Here is an 18,322-nt window from a genome sequence, read left to right on the forward strand (position 1 = left end):
AACCGGCAGTTGCCGGTTTTTTTATGGGCGAAACTTATTGGGCGGAGTCACTCGCCACCAAAAACCCCTGCGCTATCAGTTGCCATTGATCTTGCCAATGTTCTGTCGGGCGACGGCGAAATTCAGTGCGTACAAATTCAGCGATACGGCCATCAACTAGGGCAATTAACAAATTGGCAGCGGCCGCAACAGGTAGCTGTGGGTGCAAACCCTCGCGCAATTCCGCTTCGCGCAATATTTGTTTTAGCTGGGTTTCAATGCGATCAAAAAACTGCGCGATCCGCACGCGCAGGCGCTCGGTTTCACCGGTCAGTGCATCGCCGGTAAGCAAGCGAGTCAAACCCGGATTGCGTTCGGCAAACGTAAGTAGCAGCGAGAGAGTTTTTTCACAGCGTTTTAATGCCGATTTTTCCTCGGCGAGAATCAGTGTGATGCGGGAAAAAATCGTTTCTTCTATAAACTCAATTAAACCCTCAAACATTTTGGATTTGCTGGGAAAGTGCCGATAGAGCGCCGCTTCGGAGACACCGACTTCTCTGGCTAGCGCAGCGGTAGTAATTCGTTCGCCCGGGCTGGCTTCCAGCATGCGCGCCAAACATTCCAGAATTTGTTGACGGCGCGGGGTTTTACTAGGGGATTTAATCATAGCGACTCCATTCAGAGCGATTCCATTTAAAAGAGTGCGCGTCCATGTTTATTGGCGACGCGCACAATTGGATCAGACCTTGCGAGAATTATTGGTGATCAGTGTGCCTACACCGACATCGGTAAATATTTCTAACAGCACTGCGTGATCAACGCGGCCATCGATAATGTGGGCGCTGTTAACACCGGCTTTTACTGCATCGAGTGCGCAGGCAATTTTGGGTAACATGCCACCGTAAATAGTGCCATCGGCAATTAAGCCGTCTACCTGCTCAGTGCTGAGGCCAGTCAATACTTTGCCTTGTTTATCTTGTAAACCAGACACGTTAGTGAGCAGCATTAATTTTTCCGCGCGTAAATACTCGGCAATTTTTCCTGCAACCAAATCGGCATTGATATTGTAGGAGGCTCCATCTTCACCCACGCCAATGGGCGCAATTACTGGGATAAAATCACTGTTGATCAACATGTCGATGACGGAGGTGTTGACGTTGGCCACTTCGCCAACATGACCGATGTCGAGAATTTCCGGTGCAAGCATTTCAGGGGTTTTGTGGGTAACGGTTAACTTTCTCGCTTGAATTAATTTTCCGTCTTTGCCAGTTAAACCAATCGCCTGACCGCCATTGCGATTAATCAGGCTGACGATTTGTTTATTCACTGTGCCACCCAATACCATTTCCACTACATCCATGGTGGCGCTATCAGTTACGCGCATGCCATTGATAAATTCGGATTTGATGCTGAGTTTTTCCAACAGGTTGCCAATTTGTGGCCCACCACCGTGTACGACTACGGGATTCATGCCGACCAGTTTCATCAAAACAATATCGCGCGCAAAACTGTTTTGCAGTTCTTCACCTTCCATTGCATTGCCGCCAAATTTTACTACCACGGTTTTACCGGTGAAGCGTTGTATGTAAGGCAGAGCTTCAGTTAATACATTGGCGATATTCATCGCTGATTCGCGGTTTAAAGACATAAAAATTAATCCTGTGAATTTAAATTAAACGTTAAACGGTTATCGACTTTTAATAATTCCCGTTTGAAAATTTGCTGGATTTTTTCCAGGGATTCGTGTGATTCCGCCTCAAAGCGCAGTGTTAGCGCGGGCGATGTATTGGAGGCGCGCACCAGTCCCCAGCCTTTGGTGTAATCCACGCGTAGGCCATCAATGGCAGTAATAGTGCCGTTGGCAAAATCGCCAGTTTCGCTGAGTTTATTAATCAAACCAAACTTGTCGAGATCAGGGATGGCAATTTTAATTTCCGGTGTTGAGTAGAGTTGCGGAAAGGCCGCAAAAATATCATCGATTTTTTGATCGCGCAGGGTGATGATTTCCAGTAGCCGCGCCATTGCATAAATACCGTCATCAAAACCGTACCAGCGGTCTTTAATAAAGATATGGCCGGAATATTCGCCGCCAATTAAAGCCTGCGTCTCTTCCATTTTTGCTTTCATCGGTGAGTGGCCAGTCTTCCACATAATTGGCCTGCCACCGTAGCTGCTAATCACTTGGTTTAATTGGCGCGAGCATTTTACATCGAACAACACATCGGCGCCCGGGTTGCGCGAGAGCACATCTTTGGCGAACAGCATTAATAGACGATCGGGCCAGATAATATCGCCTTTAGGGGTGACTACCACTAAGCGATCGCCGTCACCATCAAAGGCAACACCAATATCGGCATTGCTTTCCTGCACTTTGGCGATGAGTGCGTGCAGATTTTTTTCGACGGTTGGGTCTGGGTCATGGTTGGGGAATTCACCATCTAAGTCGCAAAATAAAGGGATAACATCGCAGCCCAACTCTTCAAATAATTGCGGCGCCACTATACCCGTTACTGCGTTGCCCGCATCGACCACTATCGAGACATTACCCGCAAGTGCCACGTCAGAAAAAATACGGTCGATATAATCTGGAATAATACTGCGCGGCGTCTCTTCACCAAGCCCCTGATGAAAACGTTGGCCAATAATGCGCGAGCGCAGATCGATCACGGCATCATCGGCCAGTGCGCGATTGTTCATCACCACTTTAAAGCCGTTGTACTCTTTGGGGTTGTGGCTCGCGGTTACCATCACACCGCTACTGGTATCCTCGAAATGAAACGTAGAAAAATACATCAACGGTGTGGGTACTACACCGATATTAATCACATTGCAGCCGGAGCGCAGAATGCCGCGAATGAGCGCTTGAGTTAATGATTCACTGTGCGTGCGGCCATCGCGCGCTACCACAATGGCTTGTTCACCTTGATCAATTGCCTCGCTGCCGACCGCTTGGCCTATCAGTTGGGCGAGTTCAGGTGTTACCTGGCTGCCGACCAGCCCGCGAATATCGTAAGAGCGAAAAATTTCAGCGGGTATATCGGCTTCATTGATTTTATTGCGCGCTGTAGCGCTGGATTTTTTACCGGATGCCTGTTGCAGACCGAGAATATTTTCATCTTCATCGATCATAGCGATATCGAGAATATCTTGTTTTTGGAATAGTGGATTGGTCATGGCATCATCGCTGCTGACTGACTCTTTACTGGTTTTGACCACCTCGGCAACCGATGGTGTTGCATTGTCTTTTTCGCCGAGCTCGATGCGCACCAAAATTTTACTGATGAACCACACCAGTGCCAAACTTCCTGCCACTATCAAGCTGACTAGACTTAACCAAAGTGCGGGTAATTCTTCGGCGGCCAGCAACAGCTGTTCAGATGGGGTAAATTTAACAACCAAATGGCTGCCGCTGACATTGCTCTGCATACTATTGCCAGCGGTGCCCGCACCGAGTTTTTTAACCGTTTGTGGCGGGCTACCGGTAAATTGTTGTAGCAGTATGAATTCACCCAGACTTGGTTCTGCTGAGTTAAAGATGCGGATTAGCTCGGCTGCATCTATGGTGACCATGACCGTTCCTAGCGGCGGACTTTTTTCATCTGTTGCTAGCGGGCGAACCCAGTTCAACATCCAGCGATCATTAATTTCAACTAGCTCTGGCAAGGTGGCTTGGCGCTCTTCTGCGCGTTTAATTAAATCTAGTTCGGCATAGCGAATAGGAAATTCAGCGTTGCGATCCAACTGCGCGCTGCCCAATGGTAGCAAGCGCAGGTTAAGTGCAGACTGGGTTGTGCGCAGCCATTTTTTTTCCAATTGCGCGCGCATTTCTGCGGTATTGTCTGGATTGTTTGTATCAAGACTGGCAATCAATTCTGATTCAGTGGCAAGTTTGTCGATTAGTTGAGTTTGCTGCTTGAAATAACTGGCGAGCGCGCTGCTTCGTTCATCCACTTTTTCTTGGGTTAGATTGTGCAAATTAACCTGTTGTTGCTGCACGACCAGTTTTTGATAGAGCAGGTAGCCCACAATCGCGTTAATAATCAGCGCTATGCCCAGTAAAATCAGGAGAATTTTTTGCTGCACCGCGGCTTTGTACTTAGCGGCGTCTAAAGCGCGCTGTGCACTGCGTGAAAGCGGTGTTGTGCTGGCTTCTGCCTTGGCTTTTAATAAGTCCTGTGGGTTCACACCTATACCTTTTGGCTAACGAATCTATGACGTTTGTTGTGCTAACAAACCTGAGCTTATTGCACTGTTATTTTTTGTGCGAAGAGCGCGATAAGTTCGCGCGCCAATTGCTGTTTGCTGCGCTGGCTAATATCAGTCGCGCCATTTTGCTCTACCAGCGTAACGGCATTGTCATCGCTGTTAAAACCAATCGTGCTATCGCTGATATTATTGGCGACAACTATATCCAGATTTTTGCGCGCTAATTTTACGCGCGCGTATTCCAGCAGATTTTCGCTTTCCGCCGCAAAACCTACGGTAAAAGGTTTTGGATTAAGCGACGCGATACTCGCCACTATGTCTGGATTTTTTACCAGAGCGAGTGTCAATGTATCGCTGTTATTTTTTTTCATTTTCTGTGTGGCGATTTGCGCCGGGCGATAATCGGCCACCGCAGCGGCGGCGATAAATAAATCGCACCCCTGTGCTGCATGCAAGCTGGCGGAAAGCATCTCTTCCGCGCTTACTACATCAATGCGCTTTACCCGTGCCGGTGCTGGCAATTGGGTGGGGCCACTGATCAAAATTGTTTCGGCGCCCGCTTCCGCTGCGGCTTGCGCTAGGGCGTAGCCCATTTTGCCTGAGCTGTAGTTGCTCAAATAGCGCACCGGATCGAGCGCTTCGCGCGTAGGGCCAGCGGTAATCACCACTTTTTTCCCGGCCAAACTACCACTGGCAAACAAACTGGCAGCGGCATCGACCAGTTGCAGGGGCTCAAGCATGCGCCCTGCGCCTATATCGCCACAAGCCTGCATACCATCTGCTGGACCGAATACTGCAATCCGGCGCTTAATCAGGGTATCAAGGTTGGCTTGGGTTGCTTGGTTGTGCCACATACTCTGGTTCATTGCTGGTGCGATGGCGATGGGCGCAGCGGTGGCGAGGCAGATACTGGTGAGCAAGTCATTGCCCATACCCTGACTCAAACGTGCGATAAAATCGGCCGTGGCGGGGGCGATCAATACCAAGTCCGCCCAGCGCGCCAATTGGATATGACCCATGCCCGCCTCGGCTTCGGGGTCGAGCAGTTGAGTATGCACCGGATTGCCAGACAGCGCTTGCATCGTCAGTGGGGTAATAAACTCCTGCGCGGCAGGTGTCATAACCACTTGCACACTGGCGCCCGCATCTTGCAGACGACGCACCAGATCGGCACTTTTATAGGCGGCAATTCCGCCGGTCACGCCGAGCAAAATCTGTTTGTTGGCAAGCGATGTCATAAATAGGGTTGGGTTCCGGCAGCAAAAAGATGACTAGTGATCAACCTTAGCCCTGCTGGGCGTAATTAGCCACTAACAGCGCCAGCCACGCAGGGCTTGACGAAAGAGGGTTAAGATACCATTCTTGCCGGCGTTTTCGTAACTGTCCCGCACAGTTACGGTACTGAAAGTAATGATCAGATCTCACTACAAGGACACGCGCGTTTAATCGCGCATCAAAGGAGAATGCCATGTCGATTGCCCATTGGCCCGAGGCCGAACGCCCCCGCGAAAAACTCTTATCCCTTGGCCCGCGCGCCTTATCCGATGCTGAATTGCTCGCCATTTTCCTGCGGGTTGGCTGCGTGGGCAAATCTGCAGTGGATCTTGCGCGCGAGTTATTGCAGCAATACGGTGGCTTGCGCCCGTTGCTGGAAGCATCGCAGGCTGAGTTCTGCAAGGGGCTCGGTTTGGGCAATGCCAAATATGCGCAGCTGCAAGCTGTATTGGAAATGGGGCGCCGTCACCTGTCGGCAGCGATGAAAGCGGGTGATCTGCTTACCAGCCCGGACTTGGTGCGCCGTTATCTTAGCGCCCAGTTGCGTCATCAACCACGCGAAGTATTTGCGGTGTTATTTCTCGACAACCAAAATCGCCTGATCACTTATGAAGAGTTATTCTTCGGTACGATTGACGGTGCTTCGGTCTATCCGCGCGAAGTGGTGCGGCGCGCGCTGGCGCACAATTGTGCGGCAGTAATCCTCAGTCACAATCATCCCAGCGGAATTGCCGAACCCAGTCAGGCCGACTGCCGTATCACCCAGCGCTTGCAAGCGGCATTAGAGCTAATCGATGTGCGTGTTGTTGATCATATGGTGGTCGGCGATAGTGAGGTAATTTCGTTTGCCGAACGTGGATTGCTGTGAAATTGGCCGAATGCCAGTTTTTTTGGTCAAAAAAACAGCTTTTCATTGCTATTGGGGGACTGTTTTGGTATAAAACGCGGCTCTTTGCGGCAGGGTTGTGAAGACGTATTAAAAGAGCGTCATTTTCGCGCAAATTTCCCTCTGGGATTTGCTGCTCCGACCCTGAAATTACCCGCGTTTAGGAAAGAATAGGCTGCTTACAACAATGCTCTAGGCTGGTTGTTAGTCTGTTTTACGGTTCTAACACAGCGCTTCCAGCTTAGCGCGCTGATTTTTTAATGAGGCAATAAAATGTCCAAGGTATGTCAAGTTACCGGCAAACGTCCAATTACCGGCAACAATGTTTCTCACGCAAAAAACCACACCAAGCGTCGTTTTTTGCCAAACCTGCAATCTCACCGTTTTTGGGTTGAAGCTGAGAAGCGTTTTGTTTCTCTGCGTCTGACGCCAAAAGGTATGCGTATCATCGACAAGCGTGGTATCGACGCTGTGTTGGTTGATGTTCGTGCCGCTGGTCACAAAGTGTAATTAGGAGCTATTTATCATGCGTGAAAAAATTCGTCTGAACTCTTCTGCTGGTACTGGTCACTTCTACACCACTGACAAGAACAAGCGCACCATGCCAGAAAAGATGGAAATCAAAAAGTTTGATCCAGTTGTTCGTCAACACGTGATCTACAAAGAAGGCAAAATCAAGTAATTACTGGTTTGATTCTTGATTGTTGTATTCGATAAAAAACCCGGTCTTTGCGCCGGGTTTTTTATTGCCTGAGATTTGCTTTCGGTTAATAAAAAATAGATCTAAGGCGCCAAAACGCAGAATTCAGCGACCTGAACTACACTCAGTCTAATAACAGATAAAAATTGAGGTGCCGGCCTTAGCGCCGCACTCTGACGTTTGTATTTACCTCTAGTCGCGCCAATACAGGTTTCCCCTATGATAGAAATTCGCGGGCTTGAAGCATGGATGACCGCTCTTGCTGAACAAGAATTGCCAACCCTCAATGCAGTGGTGAGGGAGATCTGCGAGCTGAGTGAGAATGAAAAATGTCGTGCGGAAGATTTAACCAAAATTATTTTGCGCGACGCAGATCTCACCTCCAAAGTATTAAAGATCGCCAACTCGGTTCACTACAATCCGTCGTTTGCGTCGATTAAAACGGTCTCGCGCGCGATAGTTCATTTGGGTTTTGACAATCTACGCAACATCACACTTGCCACTACGCTGATTGAAAATTTTTTAAAGGGTAAACCCAAGGCCCTGCTTATTCAGAGCCTTGCGCGGTCGTTTCACGCAGCGGTGCAAGCCAAAGCTATGGTGCCGTTTTTAGACGGTGAAAAAAAGGAACAGATATTTATCGCTGCGCTGCTGCGCAATATCAGTGAGCTTGCCCTTATCTCTACCGGGCGCCCTGTGGTCGAAAATTTTATCGAAGCGCGCGACAAGGATCCTCAAGCTGAGCACAGTTTGGCGCAAGAGTATTTGGGCGTGGATACCAGTTTGTTATCGCGCCATTTAATTAAAGATTGGACGCTTGGTGATCTGCTCAGTGAAGCCTGTGAAAATCACGTGCACTCCAGTGCTGCGGCGCGTGCGGTTAATTTGGGTAATCACATTAGCACCTATATTCACCGTGGTATCAAAAGTGCGGAGATGGAAAAACTGTGTCAGCAGACGGCAAGGCTTTGCAAAATTTCGCTAGAAGATGCAAAAAAACAAATTCTGATGATGGCCGATGAGGCATCTGTCATCGCAAAAATTTATGGCGTCGATGTATTGATCAGTGCGCTGCCCGACCCTGCATTAATTGAAGAAAAAGTAGTACTAGCAGAAAGGCCGGAGTATTTTTTTCAGCAGCAACTTAACCTGATACACAAAGCAATGTTGGCGGGTGATGATATGCCAAAAATCACCCAGCTGTGCCTTGCTGCGTTACATGAAGCGGCTGATCTTGCACGAATTGCCATTTTGGTGGTCGACCTTAAAAGCAAAATGCTTGAGGTGCGTTATGTCGCGGGCAGCGGCACGCACTTGTGGCGGCAGAAAGTAAAAATTAACCTCGAGCAGTTGCGCAAGGGCGAAATGTTGCATGAGTTTCTGCGTAATCAACAACCGCTTTGGTATAAACCTAGTGTTGCATTAAGGGATACAGGTGCGCTGCATATGATGGGTGCCAGCGGTGCAATTTTCCTTGCGCCATTGTTATTAAATAAACGGTTGATGGCTATAGCTTATGCCGATGCTGAGGCAGGCGCTTTTACTGCGCGCCAATTTGAAGAGTTCCAATTGATTGTTAACCAATTGAATTTAATGATGCGCTTTAGTGCGAATAGTTAACGCAAATAGTTAGTGTGGATGCCTGGACAAGTAAAATAAAAAACCGCTGCATAATTGAATTTTGCAGCGGTTTTTTTGCGGGCGCGGAATAAATTAATCGCGGTGACTGATGCGCACCTGACGGCGCGCTAATGCCAAACCAACCAGTCCCATTAAAAACAACAGTGCGGTGGTTGGTTCAGTTACTGACACAAGTTTTTTGAAGGCGTGGTTGTCACTTTCAAAGGCGAAGCCGGTGCTGGCCAATGTCACGCGATCGTAAGCGCTGTTACCAAAATTAAAGTTAATGTAGCGGTTTGAGCTGTAGCTCAATTGGTTGCCATTGGCGAACTGACCGACAATATCGCGACCTGAATAGCTGGCGACCAACGCGTTATTTAAATAGAAGCTAATAAAGTTGTAGCTATCGATTGAACCCCAGAATAGTCCAAAATAATCCGCTGTGGTGCCAAGGGTAAATGTGGCACTTTTAGTGGTGGGCGATGGTTTAGGTACGCTGAGATACTGTGAATTAACACCCAATGGCTGGGCATATTTGCCACTTTGGCTGCCGACAACTAAGGCGAAATCGCCGGTACAGGTGGCATAACCACAGCCGCTATTAAAATCGATAGTTGTCGCGCCCGCGACTGAGGTGGTGACCTCACCCACGTTGGATAAGGTAATAATCGGCAGTGCGTGTGCAGCGCCAGTTGCTAATAGCAGCGGTAAAAATAACGCGTTAAACAATTTTTTCATTAAACACTCCAAGGTAACAGCGAGTCGCGCAGTAGCGGGACCATAAGCAATTCAAAAACACACACATTGACGCTTACCCGCTACCTCTGGGCTTTCGTCAGTCAAACTCGTATCAGCAACATGCAGGCCAAAACTGAGAATTGGTTCTCTTTTTGTTGTGATGCGTGTCACATTTAATATTCTAGTTGGAATTTTGTGGATTTCCATGCCAAACAAAGTAAATTTAGTGTCATTTTGTAGATAATTGCGCCAAAAGTGATGATTTAGGTCTATCAGCTCTTTAGCATGTAATCTTTAGTGATAAAAAAGTAGGAAAAATCATGCCCGAGTTACCCGAAGTCGAAACAACCCTGCGCGGTATTGCCCCTCACCTGATTGGGCAAAAAGTGACGGAGATTGTCATTCGTCAACCGCGGTTACGCTGGCCGATTACGGCAGGTCTGACGGAGTTGGTCACTGGGCGGCGTTTACTCGGTGCGACGCGACGCGGTAAGTATCTGTTGTTGGATTTTGGCAATGGCAATGCACTGATCCATTTGGGTATGTCGGGCAGTTTGCGTATCGCCAAGGCGGATGAGCCGCCGTCGTTTCACGACCATTTTGATCTGGTGTTTGGCCAGCGGGTGTTGCGCTATTGTGATCCGCGTCGATTTGGTAGTTTGCTGTGGGTGGAGGGTGCGCCGGAGTTGCATAAGCTGCTGGTGGATCTGGGGCCGGAGCCGCTGACCGAAAGCTTCACAGCAGATTATTTATATGAGCGAACCCGCAAGCGTACACAGGCGATCAAGCAGTTCATTATGGACAGTAAAATCGTGGTGGGGGTGGGCAATATCTACGCCAATGAATCGCTGTTTATGGCGGGCATCAAGCCCATCCGCAAAGCCGGATTGCTAACACGTAAAAACTGTGAAGATCTGGTGCGCGATATCAAGTTTGTACTGCAGCGCTCGATTGATCAGGGCGGGACGACATTGCGCGATTTTGTCGGCGGTGATGGCAAGCCAGGTTATTTTAAGCAGCAGCTACTGGTGTACGGGCGCGGTGGCGAACCCTGTACGCTGTGCAAAAAGCCGCTCAAAGAAGTGCGCATGAGTGATCGCACCACGGTGTATTGTGTGGCTTGCCAAAAGTAGTTGACCGGTGATTGCGCGGGGTTATTTGCCGAATTTGCGCTTCAAGGCTGCTTCTACGGGAGCCGCAACAAACTTGCTCACATCGCCACCGAGAAAGGCAATCTCGCGCACAATCGAAGAAGAAATATAAGAAAGATGTTCGGCGGGAGTGAGAAAGATGCTTTCCATGGTCGGCGCCAGCGCGCGATTCATATTGGCCAATTGGAATTCATATTCAAAGTCCGATACGGCGCGCAAACCGCGCAATACCGCCTGCGCTTTTTGCTGGCGGACAAAATCCACCAGCAAAATATCGAAGCCGCAGACCGTTACATTGGGTACATGGGCAAGGGTTTCCTGCGCCAATGCGACGCGCTCATCCAAGGTGAAGAGTGGGTTTTTACGGGTGCTCGCCGCCACTGCCAGTATCACATTGTCAAATAAGCGACAGGCGCGCTCGACCAAATCGATATGGCCGTTGGTGATGGGGTCAAAAGTACCTGGGTAGACCACTGTGCGCATAGGTGTATTCCGTGGAGGGTGCCGTTGGCGAGGCGCGCATGGTACAAAATTCACTGGTCACTGACCAGTTAAGATATCCGCATGCAATTTTCTTTCGCTAAACAGTGTAGTTGCTGTTTAGCTGTTCTGATGTTGTCCTGTTTGATGGCGATAATACAAGCGGTAGCTGACCTGTCCGGCTTGTTTGTCGCGGTGCAGTTGCCAGTTGGCCGGTAGCTGTAACTGGGCATCGCGCGGCGCTTCAAGGTAGATAACCGCTGCCTCGCTGAGCCAATGCCCCGTTTCAAGTGCCGCGACGATCGCACCCCACAAATCCAGCGCAAACGGCGGGTCGATAAAGACTATATCGAATTGCTGCGCGGGCGGCTGGTGGTTTAACCAGACGAGGCTATCGACCTGTTCGACCTTGCCATTGCCTGCTTGTAACAGTTGCAGGTTACTTTTTAATTGTTGCGCTGCGAGTGGGTGCTTCTCCAGCAGCCAGCTGGATTCAGCCCCGCGCGATAAAGCCTCCAGCCCCAAAGCGCCTGAACCGGCAAACAAATCCAAGCAGTGCGCACCCTGAATATCCGGCGCCAGCCAGTTAAACAGTGTCTCGCGGATGCGATCGCCGGTCGGGCGCAGGCCATCCACATCGGGAAAGCTGAGTTTGCGCCCGCGCCACTGGCCGCCAATGATGCGCAATTGGTTGCTGGCTTTAGGGTTTTTAACGCTTGTTTTTGCGACAGGTTTGGACAAGGCATTTCTCTATGAATAGATCAGAAGTGGTAGGATAGCGGCTTTGTTGAATTTGCAGAATCACTAATCTGCATGCGCGCCGCGCCAACTAATCGTTAACCGCTCTTTAGCTCACACCCCAGACCAACATTATGTTTTTTAATCTGTTTAAAAAATCTGAAAAGCCCGATACCGCCACCCCAGCTGCCGATGAGCCGCCCGTCGCCATTGCAGCGGCTGAAACTTCCACTGCTGAAGTAGCGGTGGAAGAGTCGGTTGCTGCGGTTGCACCAGTAGCAGTAGCGCCTGAATCGGTAGCAGCTGAAGCGCCAGCGAAGCTCGGCTTTTTTGCCCGTATCAAACAGGGTTTAAGCCGCACCAGCAGCCACTTTGCCGAAGGTTTGGGCAATCTGTTTCTCGGCCGTAAAACCATCGACGATGAGCTCTTCGAAGAGCTGGAAACCCAGCTGCTGGTGGCCGATGTGGGCATGGAGGCAACAACAGAAATTATCGATAGCCTCACCAGTCGCGTCGCACGCAAACAGCTCAACGATGTAGCTGCACTCTACCAAGCCCTGCGTGAACAGCTCACCGATTTGTTGCGCCCGGTGGAAAAACCCTTGCTTATCGATAGCAGCAAACAGCCCTATGTGATTCTGGTGGTGGGTGTAAATGGCGTGGGTAAAACCACCACCATCGGCAAACTCGCCAAGCGCCTGCAAAATGAAGGTAAAAAAGTCATGCTCGCGGCGGGGGATACATTCCGCGCGGCGGCGGTCGAACAGCTGCAAGTCTGGGGTGAGCGCAACAACGTACCGGTGATCGCCCAGCATACCGGTGCAGATTCTGCCTCGGTTATTTATGATGCGCTACAAGCGGCCAAATCGCGTGGAATTGACGTGATCATCGCCGATACTGCCGGTCGCTTGCACAATAAAAACCATTTGATGGATGAGTTGTCCAAAGTCAAACGGGTGATGGCCAAAGTCGATGGCTCCGCGCCCCATGAAGTCTTATTGGTGCTGGATGCAGGCACTGGCCAAAATGCGGTCAATCAAACCGAAACCTTCCGCGACGCCGCTGGCGTGACCGGTTTGGTGCTGACCAAGTTGGATGGCACTGCCAAAGGCGGAGTGATTTTTGCGCTGAGTAAAAAGTTTGCACTGCCGGTACGGTTTATCGGCGTGGGCGAGGCGATTGATGATTTGCAGCCGTTTGCGGCGGAACCGTTTATCAAGGCGCTGTTTAATCAGGCCGATGTCAGTTAAGTAAATGTTAATTAAACAACGATTAATTAACCAAGCTGACGCATCTTAAATAGTGAAAAACAGGGTTTGTTGTGATTCGATTTGAAACCGTAAGCAAGCGTTACGATACCGGCTACGAAGCCTTGGCGCGGGTGGATTTTGAAGTGGAGTCGGGCGAAATGCTGTTCCTCACCGGCCACTCGGGCGCCGGTAAAAGTACGCTGATGAAACTCATTCTACTGATGGAGCAACCGTCTAATGGCCATGTCTTTGTTGATGGCCATCATTTGGCGCGTATGCCCAAAAGCCAGTTGCCCTACTTTCGCCGCAATATAGGTGTGGTGTTTCAGAATCACCAGCTGCTGTTTGATCGCACTGTGTACGACAACGTCGCGCTGCCGCTGCAAGTGGCCGGTTATCCCCACCAAGAAATTGGCAAGCGGGTGCGCGCCGCCTTGGACAAGGTGGATTTACTCGACAAAGAGCGCACCAATCCCATGGCTTTATCTGGCGGTGAGCAGCAGCGGGTGGGCATCGCCCGCGCCGTGGTAAACAAACCTACTTTATTACTTGCCGATGAACCTACCGGTAACCTTGATCCGGAATTATCCAACGAAATCATGACCTTATTCCGCCAGTTCAACGAAGTTGGCACCACGGTAATGATCGCCACCCACGATGTGGAACTGCTCAAACGCATGAACAAACGGGTATTGGGCTTGGTGCAAGGTAAATTGGTTCACGACGGGGTGCTCTGGTGAAATCGAATCGTCCTTCCAAACCGGAGCGCCGCCCTAATCGTATGGGTGCCAGTGCTACTCCACGTAACGACCGTCCGCGCCGCGAAGTGCCCCCGCGCGCTGACAACATCCGCCCCCAGGGCGCAATACAAAGCCAAATGTCCTGGCGCGACAAGTTTGATGCCTGGAGTGCCCACCACAGCAGCTCGGCGATCGAAAGCCTGTTGCGCATGCTGGGTACACCGCTGCAAAGCCTGATGACCTGGTTGGTCATTGCGATTGCTATCGCCCTGCCTGCCGCCTTGTTTGTCGTCTTTAATAATGTGCAGCAGATTGGCCAAAGCTGGCAGGATTCCAGTCAGATTTCAGTGTTTCTGAAAAAGGATGCCACCGCCAATCAGGCGCAAGATTTACGTGGCCGTTGGGCGCAGCGGCCGGATGTAGCGCAGGCGACTTATATCTCGCCTGAACAGGCGCTGGAAGAATTCAAGCTGGGTTCGGGGCTGGGTGAACTGGCTAATCAGCTCGATGAAAACCCGCTGCCGGCGGTCATTCTGATCAAACCTAAAATCGGCGGCAATACACCCGACGCCTTAACGTCTCTGCAACAGGCGTTAGTGGCTGACCGGCTGGTGGCCGATGTGCGTCTGGATATGCTCTGGGTTAAACGCTTGCATCAATTTATTACGGTTGCTGAGCGCTTTGTGGTTGCCTTGGCCGGTTTGTTGGCTTTGGGGGTGTTGTTGGTGATAGGCAATACCATCCGCATGGCGATCGAAAATCGCCGCGATGAAATAGTGGTGGTTAAGTTGGTTGGTGCTACCGATGCCTATGTGCGTCGCCCCTTTCTCTATACTGGGCTTTGGTTTGGCGTGGGTGGTGGAATACTGGCCGCGATCCTGTTGGCGATAGGATTTTGGTGGTTATCGGCGCCAGTTGCCCAGCTCGCTGATCTGTATCAAAGTAGTTTTCGTTTACAGGGTTTAGGTTTTATTGAGAGCCTGCAATTAATCCTGTTGGCGGGTTTAACCGGTTTGGCGGGCGCCTGGATCTCAGTGGCGCGGCATTTGTATCAGATTCAGCCGCGTTGATTGATCCTTTTTATCGTGCCAATTGAAGGTGCAACATCCGCGTAAAGTGAACTTTTTGGGTGCTAGCGAAACCAATAAGCGGGTGATACACTCGGGCAATATTGAAATTGGAGGTAAACATGAGCACAAGCACAAGTCTGCAACCCATCGGCATTCTCGCCCCCGGTGCAAACCTGAATGCCTATGTTCAGGCGGTCAGCAGCTTCTCTATTCTCACCGTTGAGGAAGAACAAGAACTGGCGCGCGATTTGGTCACCAATGGCAATCTCGATGCAGCCCGTAAATTGGTTATGGCGCATCTGCGCTTTGTGGTACATATCGCCCGCTCTTACAACGGTTATGGTCTGCCGCTGGGCGATTTGGTACAAGAAGGCAATGTCGGCCTGATGAAAGCCGTTAAACGTTTCGACCCGGACAAGGGTGTGCGTTTGGTGTCATTTGCGGTGCATTGGATCAAGGCCGAAATTCACGAATTTATCCTGAAAAACTGGCGCATCGTCAAAATCGCCACTACTAAAGCCCAGCGCAAGCTGTTCTTTAATTTGCGCGGCGCTAAAAAGCGTTTGGCTTGGCTGAGCAACGATGAGGCCCACGCTGTTGCGGCAGATTTGGGGGTGGATGTTAAACAAGTGCGCGAAATGGAAGGCCGTTTAGCCTCTTATGACGCCGGTTTTGATGCTGGTGAAGACGACGAAGACGATGGTTATGTCGCACCGGCGCATTACCTCGAAGACAACCGCTACGATCCTGCAGTGCGCCTGGAAGAGTCCAATTGGGAAGAATCCAACGTTAACAGCTTGGAGAAAGCGCTGGATAAACTGGATGACCGCAGTCGTGTAATCCTGCAGCGCCGCTGGTTAAATGACGACAAAGCGACCCTGCACGATTTGGCCGCTGAGTACGGTGTTTCTGCTGAGCGCATTCGCCAGTTGGAAAAAAATGCCATGAATAAAGTCAAAACTATGATGCTGGAAGCCTGATCTTCCTACTGACTAGCATGTACAAAAGCCGCGCTTAGCGCGGCTTTTTTATTATCTGCCCATTTATAAATGCATTGTTAGAGGTGTTGTCGTGGCGCGACTTTTTTTGATAATCGCCGCTGTTAGCTGCTTTTTTGCGGTTGTTATCGGTGCATTCGCTGCACATGGCTTGAAAAAACTGCTCGCTCCGGAAATGCTGGATGTGGTGAAAACCGGCGTGCAGTACCAGATGTATCACGCGCTGGCACTGTTGCTGGTAGGTCTGTGGCTCAGTTATAAACCTGACACATCAGGGTTAAAAGCAAGCGGCTTAGCCTTTATACTGGGCGCCCTGTTATTCAGTGGCAGCCTCTACGCGCTGGCCATGGGCGCGCCGCGCTGGTTGGGCCCGGTGACACCGCTTGGCGGCCTGTGTTTTTTGCTCGGTTGGTTGTTTTTATTGAATGCCGCATGGCGCGCTAAACCCGCCGACTGATTTCTTTTACTTCATGATCTGTATCCCATATGTCTGAATTACCTGAGTTAACGCCGGATCTTGAGTCGGGCGAAGCAGGGTTTCTTATCAAACCCGAATTTAAACCCAAGTCGATCCGCAGTTTTGTGATTCGCGCCGGGCGTATTACCGTTGGCCAAAAGAATGCGTTTGATACCTGGTGGCCGGTGTTTGGCTTAAGCCTTTTTAACGGGATGATCGACCCGGAGCAGGTTTTTGGCCGCAAGGCACCGCTGGTATTGGAAATTGGTTTTGGCATGGGCGATTCGCTGCTGGAGATGGCGCGCAATGAGCCGGATAAAAACTTTATCGGCATTGAAGTGCATCCGCCCGGTGTGGGGCGTTTGATTAATGTAGCGGGGCTGGAGAAGCTGACCAATTTGCGCGTGTATATGGCCGATGCCATGGATGTGCTGGAAGATTGTATACCCGATGGTGCTATCGACCGGTTGCAGTTGTATTTTCCCGATCCGTGGCACAAGAAAAAACATCACAAGCGCCGCATACTTCAGTCAGCCTTTGTTCAGAAACTCCGCCCTAAGATAGCCGCCGGCGGAATGTTCCACATGGCGACTGACTGGCAGGCTTACGCTGAACACATGCTAGAGGTGATGAGTGCTGCGCCAGGGTTTACTACAGAGTTTACCGAAACTGGCTATGCCCCACGGCCAGATTATCGCCCGATTACCAAGTTTGAAAAACGCGGTGAACGCCTTGGTCATGGCGTGTGGGATTTGCTGTACAAAAAAACACCGTAAATTGGCATAAAGTGCTTTAGTTTGTTAATGTAACCAGCTGAAAATAATCATGAAATGGAATTCAGTGGGCAATCAATTTTGAGATCGTTAATGATCGCTATGTTTTACCAGCTTTAGAATGTAATCAATCGAGGGAATCAGATTGTCTTTGGAACCTCGCTATTTTCAACGGAGAACAAATGGCTATGAAACACACACACTTACTTGCTTTATCAGCTGCGATTGCGGCTGTCATTTCAACCGGCGCCAGCGCTGATAATCACAAAGTAGAAATTCACGCTGATGTTGGTCGTACTTTTTTTGATGAACCTTTAGAGGATGCCAACAACTGGGGTATGGGCGTAGGTTTTGCCCTGACTGAAAATTGGATGTTGGATCTGGTTGCCAGCCGTTGGGACAGTGAAACCCAATCGGGCGCAGTTGACGTAGATGGCACCCAATACCGCATGGATATGCTGTATCACATCAATACTGAGAGCGCATGGCGTCCTTATGTTGCCTTTGGTGTGGGCGATCAAAAACGTGAATTCAACGCCGCATCACCTTCCTCAGAGCGCGACACGCTGCTCAATTTGGGTGCTGGCCTCAAGCGCAGCCTTGGCGATAACTGGCAGTTCCGCACTGATGTGCGCGCATTCAATAGCCTTGACAATGAATATACCGATCTTGCGGTAACTGCAGGTATTGGTTACGCATTTGGCAAAACTTCAAGCCCTGCGCCAGCCCCCGTTGCTGCTGCGCCAGTAGACTTGGACAGTGATGGTGACGGTGTACTTGACTCTAAAGACCAGTGCCCAGATACCCCTAAAGTGAACAAGGTAGATGACGTTGGCTGTACGTTGAAGTTGACTGAAACTGTAGCGATCAAGTTAAACATCACCTTCGATTCAGCCAAGTCAATTATCAAGCCTGAGTTTGAAAGTGAAGTAGCCAATTTGGCGACTTTCATGAATCAATACGCTGATACTGTGGTGACTGTTGAAGGTCATACTGACAGCCAAGGTTCTGAAGCTTACAACCAAAAGTTGTCACAAAGCCGTGCTGATGCTGTAAAAGCAGCACTGATTGCTAACTACGGCATTGGTGCAGATCGTGTTAAAGCAATTGGTTACGGTGAAGCCAAGCCAATTGCTGACAACATGAATGCTGCAGGTCGTGAGCAGAACCGTCGTGTAGTAGGTCAGGTTTCTACCAAAGTGACTACTATCGAAAAACGCAATTAATCTTTGGATAGTTGCTGAAGAACCCGGCCATCGCG

Annotated in this window: 19 protein-coding genes; 12 read left to right on the plus strand and 7 right to left on the minus strand. The window is 50.1% G+C overall.

Going from position 1 to position 18,322, the window contains the following annotated elements; genetic code table 11:
• Positions 1–34: 34 nt before the first annotated feature.
• The 4 genes from slmA to coaBC all read right to left on the minus strand — a co-directional run bounded on the left by slmA (position 35) and on the right by coaBC (position 5,423).
• Positions 35–646 carry a nucleoid occlusion factor SlmA gene (gene slmA / locus AC2CG4_RS19380; protein WP_484487828.1) on the minus strand — a complete coding sequence of 204 codons (612 nt, stop codon included), beginning with the start codon at positions 644–646 and terminating at the stop codon, positions 35–37.
• Positions 647–718: 72 nt separating this feature from the next.
• The gene (argB, locus tag AC2CG4_RS19385; RefSeq protein ID WP_484487829.1) at positions 719–1,627 is read right to left on the minus strand and encodes an acetylglutamate kinase; all 909 of its coding nucleotides are present in this window, start codon (positions 1,625–1,627) and stop codon (positions 719–721) included.
• Between the two features lie 5 nt (positions 1,628–1,632).
• Positions 1,633–4,164, minus strand: coding sequence for a phosphomannomutase/phosphoglucomutase (locus tag AC2CG4_RS19390; RefSeq protein WP_484487830.1), 2,532 nt, complete (start codon positions 4,162–4,164; stop codon positions 1,633–1,635).
• A 56-nt stretch (positions 4,165–4,220) separates the two neighbouring features.
• Positions 4,221–5,423 (minus strand): bifunctional phosphopantothenoylcysteine decarboxylase/phosphopantothenate--cysteine ligase CoaBC, encoded by a 1,203-nt coding sequence (coaBC, locus tag AC2CG4_RS19395; protein ID WP_484487831.1) that lies wholly within the window; start codon positions 5,421–5,423, stop codon positions 4,221–4,223.
• Positions 5,424–5,653: 230 nt separating this feature from the next.
• Between coaBC and radC the strand changes: the two genes are divergently transcribed.
• From radC to AC2CG4_RS19415, 4 genes are all read left to right on the plus strand, one after another.
• A complete protein-coding gene (radC, locus tag AC2CG4_RS19400; RefSeq protein WP_484487832.1) occupies positions 5,654–6,328 on the plus strand; it encodes a RadC family protein in 675 nt (224 codons plus the stop codon).
• A gap of 291 nt (positions 6,329–6,619) precedes the next feature.
• A complete protein-coding gene (gene rpmB / locus AC2CG4_RS19405; RefSeq protein WP_062058334.1) occupies positions 6,620–6,856 on the plus strand; it encodes a 50S ribosomal protein L28 in 237 nt (78 codons plus the stop codon).
• A 16-nt stretch (positions 6,857–6,872) separates the two neighbouring features.
• Complete coding sequence (rpmG, locus tag AC2CG4_RS19410) at positions 6,873–7,028, plus strand: 50S ribosomal protein L33 (protein WP_062058336.1); 156 nt, start codon at positions 6,873–6,875, stop codon at positions 7,026–7,028.
• A 237-nt stretch (positions 7,029–7,265) separates the two neighbouring features.
• The gene (locus AC2CG4_RS19415; protein WP_484487833.1) at positions 7,266–8,666 is read left to right on the plus strand and encodes an HDOD domain-containing protein; all 1,401 of its coding nucleotides are present in this window, start codon (positions 7,266–7,268) and stop codon (positions 8,664–8,666) included.
• 93 nt (positions 8,667–8,759) lie between these two features.
• Here the strand turns inward: AC2CG4_RS19415 and AC2CG4_RS19420 are convergent, their stop codons facing one another.
• A complete protein-coding gene (locus tag AC2CG4_RS19420; protein ID WP_484487834.1) occupies positions 8,760–9,404 on the minus strand; it encodes a PEP-CTERM sorting domain-containing protein in 645 nt (214 codons plus the stop codon).
• A gap of 320 nt (positions 9,405–9,724) precedes the next feature.
• Between AC2CG4_RS19420 and mutM the strand changes: the two genes are divergently transcribed.
• Positions 9,725–10,537, plus strand: coding sequence for a bifunctional DNA-formamidopyrimidine glycosylase/DNA-(apurinic or apyrimidinic site) lyase (mutM, locus tag AC2CG4_RS19425; protein WP_484487835.1), 813 nt, complete (start codon positions 9,725–9,727; stop codon positions 10,535–10,537).
• Between the two features lie 21 nt (positions 10,538–10,558).
• Here mutM and coaD read toward each other — a convergent pair whose 3' ends face one another.
• Positions 10,559–11,038: a pantetheine-phosphate adenylyltransferase gene (coaD, locus tag AC2CG4_RS19430; RefSeq protein WP_484487836.1), complete on the minus strand. Its 480-nt coding sequence runs from the start codon at positions 11,036–11,038 to the stop codon at positions 10,559–10,561.
• A gap of 117 nt (positions 11,039–11,155) precedes the next feature.
• Positions 11,156–11,776, minus strand: a complete 621-nt coding sequence (gene rsmD, locus AC2CG4_RS19435; protein ID WP_484487837.1) for a 16S rRNA (guanine(966)-N(2))-methyltransferase RsmD — start codon at positions 11,774–11,776, stop codon at positions 11,156–11,158.
• 131 nt (positions 11,777–11,907) lie between these two features.
• On the opposite strand from rsmD, the gene ftsY reads away from it, so the two are divergent.
• The 7 genes from ftsY (at position 11,908) to AC2CG4_RS19470 (ending at position 18,287) form a co-directional block, all read left to right on the plus strand.
• A complete protein-coding gene (gene ftsY, locus AC2CG4_RS19440; RefSeq protein WP_484487838.1) occupies positions 11,908–13,023 on the plus strand; it encodes a signal recognition particle-docking protein FtsY in 1,116 nt (371 codons plus the stop codon).
• A gap of 71 nt (positions 13,024–13,094) precedes the next feature.
• Positions 13,095–13,763, plus strand: a complete 669-nt coding sequence (gene ftsE, locus AC2CG4_RS19445; protein WP_062058352.1) for a cell division ATP-binding protein FtsE — start codon at positions 13,095–13,097, stop codon at positions 13,761–13,763.
• Positions 13,760–14,833, plus strand: coding sequence for a permease-like cell division protein FtsX (gene ftsX / locus AC2CG4_RS19450; protein ID WP_484487839.1), 1,074 nt, complete (start codon positions 13,760–13,762; stop codon positions 14,831–14,833). The genes ftsE and ftsX overlap by 4 nt, the downstream gene beginning before the upstream one ends.
• A gap of 119 nt (positions 14,834–14,952) precedes the next feature.
• Positions 14,953–15,813, plus strand: coding sequence for an RNA polymerase sigma factor RpoH (gene rpoH / locus AC2CG4_RS19455; protein ID WP_062058355.1), 861 nt, complete (start codon positions 14,953–14,955; stop codon positions 15,811–15,813).
• 91 nt (positions 15,814–15,904) lie between these two features.
• Positions 15,905–16,288, plus strand: a complete 384-nt coding sequence (locus AC2CG4_RS19460; protein WP_484487840.1) for a DUF423 domain-containing protein — start codon at positions 15,905–15,907, stop codon at positions 16,286–16,288.
• Positions 16,289–16,317: 29 nt separating this feature from the next.
• Positions 16,318–17,064: a tRNA (guanosine(46)-N7)-methyltransferase TrmB gene (gene trmB, locus AC2CG4_RS19465; RefSeq protein ID WP_484487841.1), complete on the plus strand. Its 747-nt coding sequence runs from the start codon at positions 16,318–16,320 to the stop codon at positions 17,062–17,064.
• 185 nt (positions 17,065–17,249) lie between these two features.
• Positions 17,250–18,287, plus strand: a complete 1,038-nt coding sequence (locus tag AC2CG4_RS19470; protein WP_484487842.1) for an OmpA family protein — start codon at positions 17,250–17,252, stop codon at positions 18,285–18,287.
• Positions 18,288–18,322: the final 35 nt, after the last annotated feature.

It is taken from the genome of Cellvibrio sp. ATLC23, assembly GCF_057196725.1.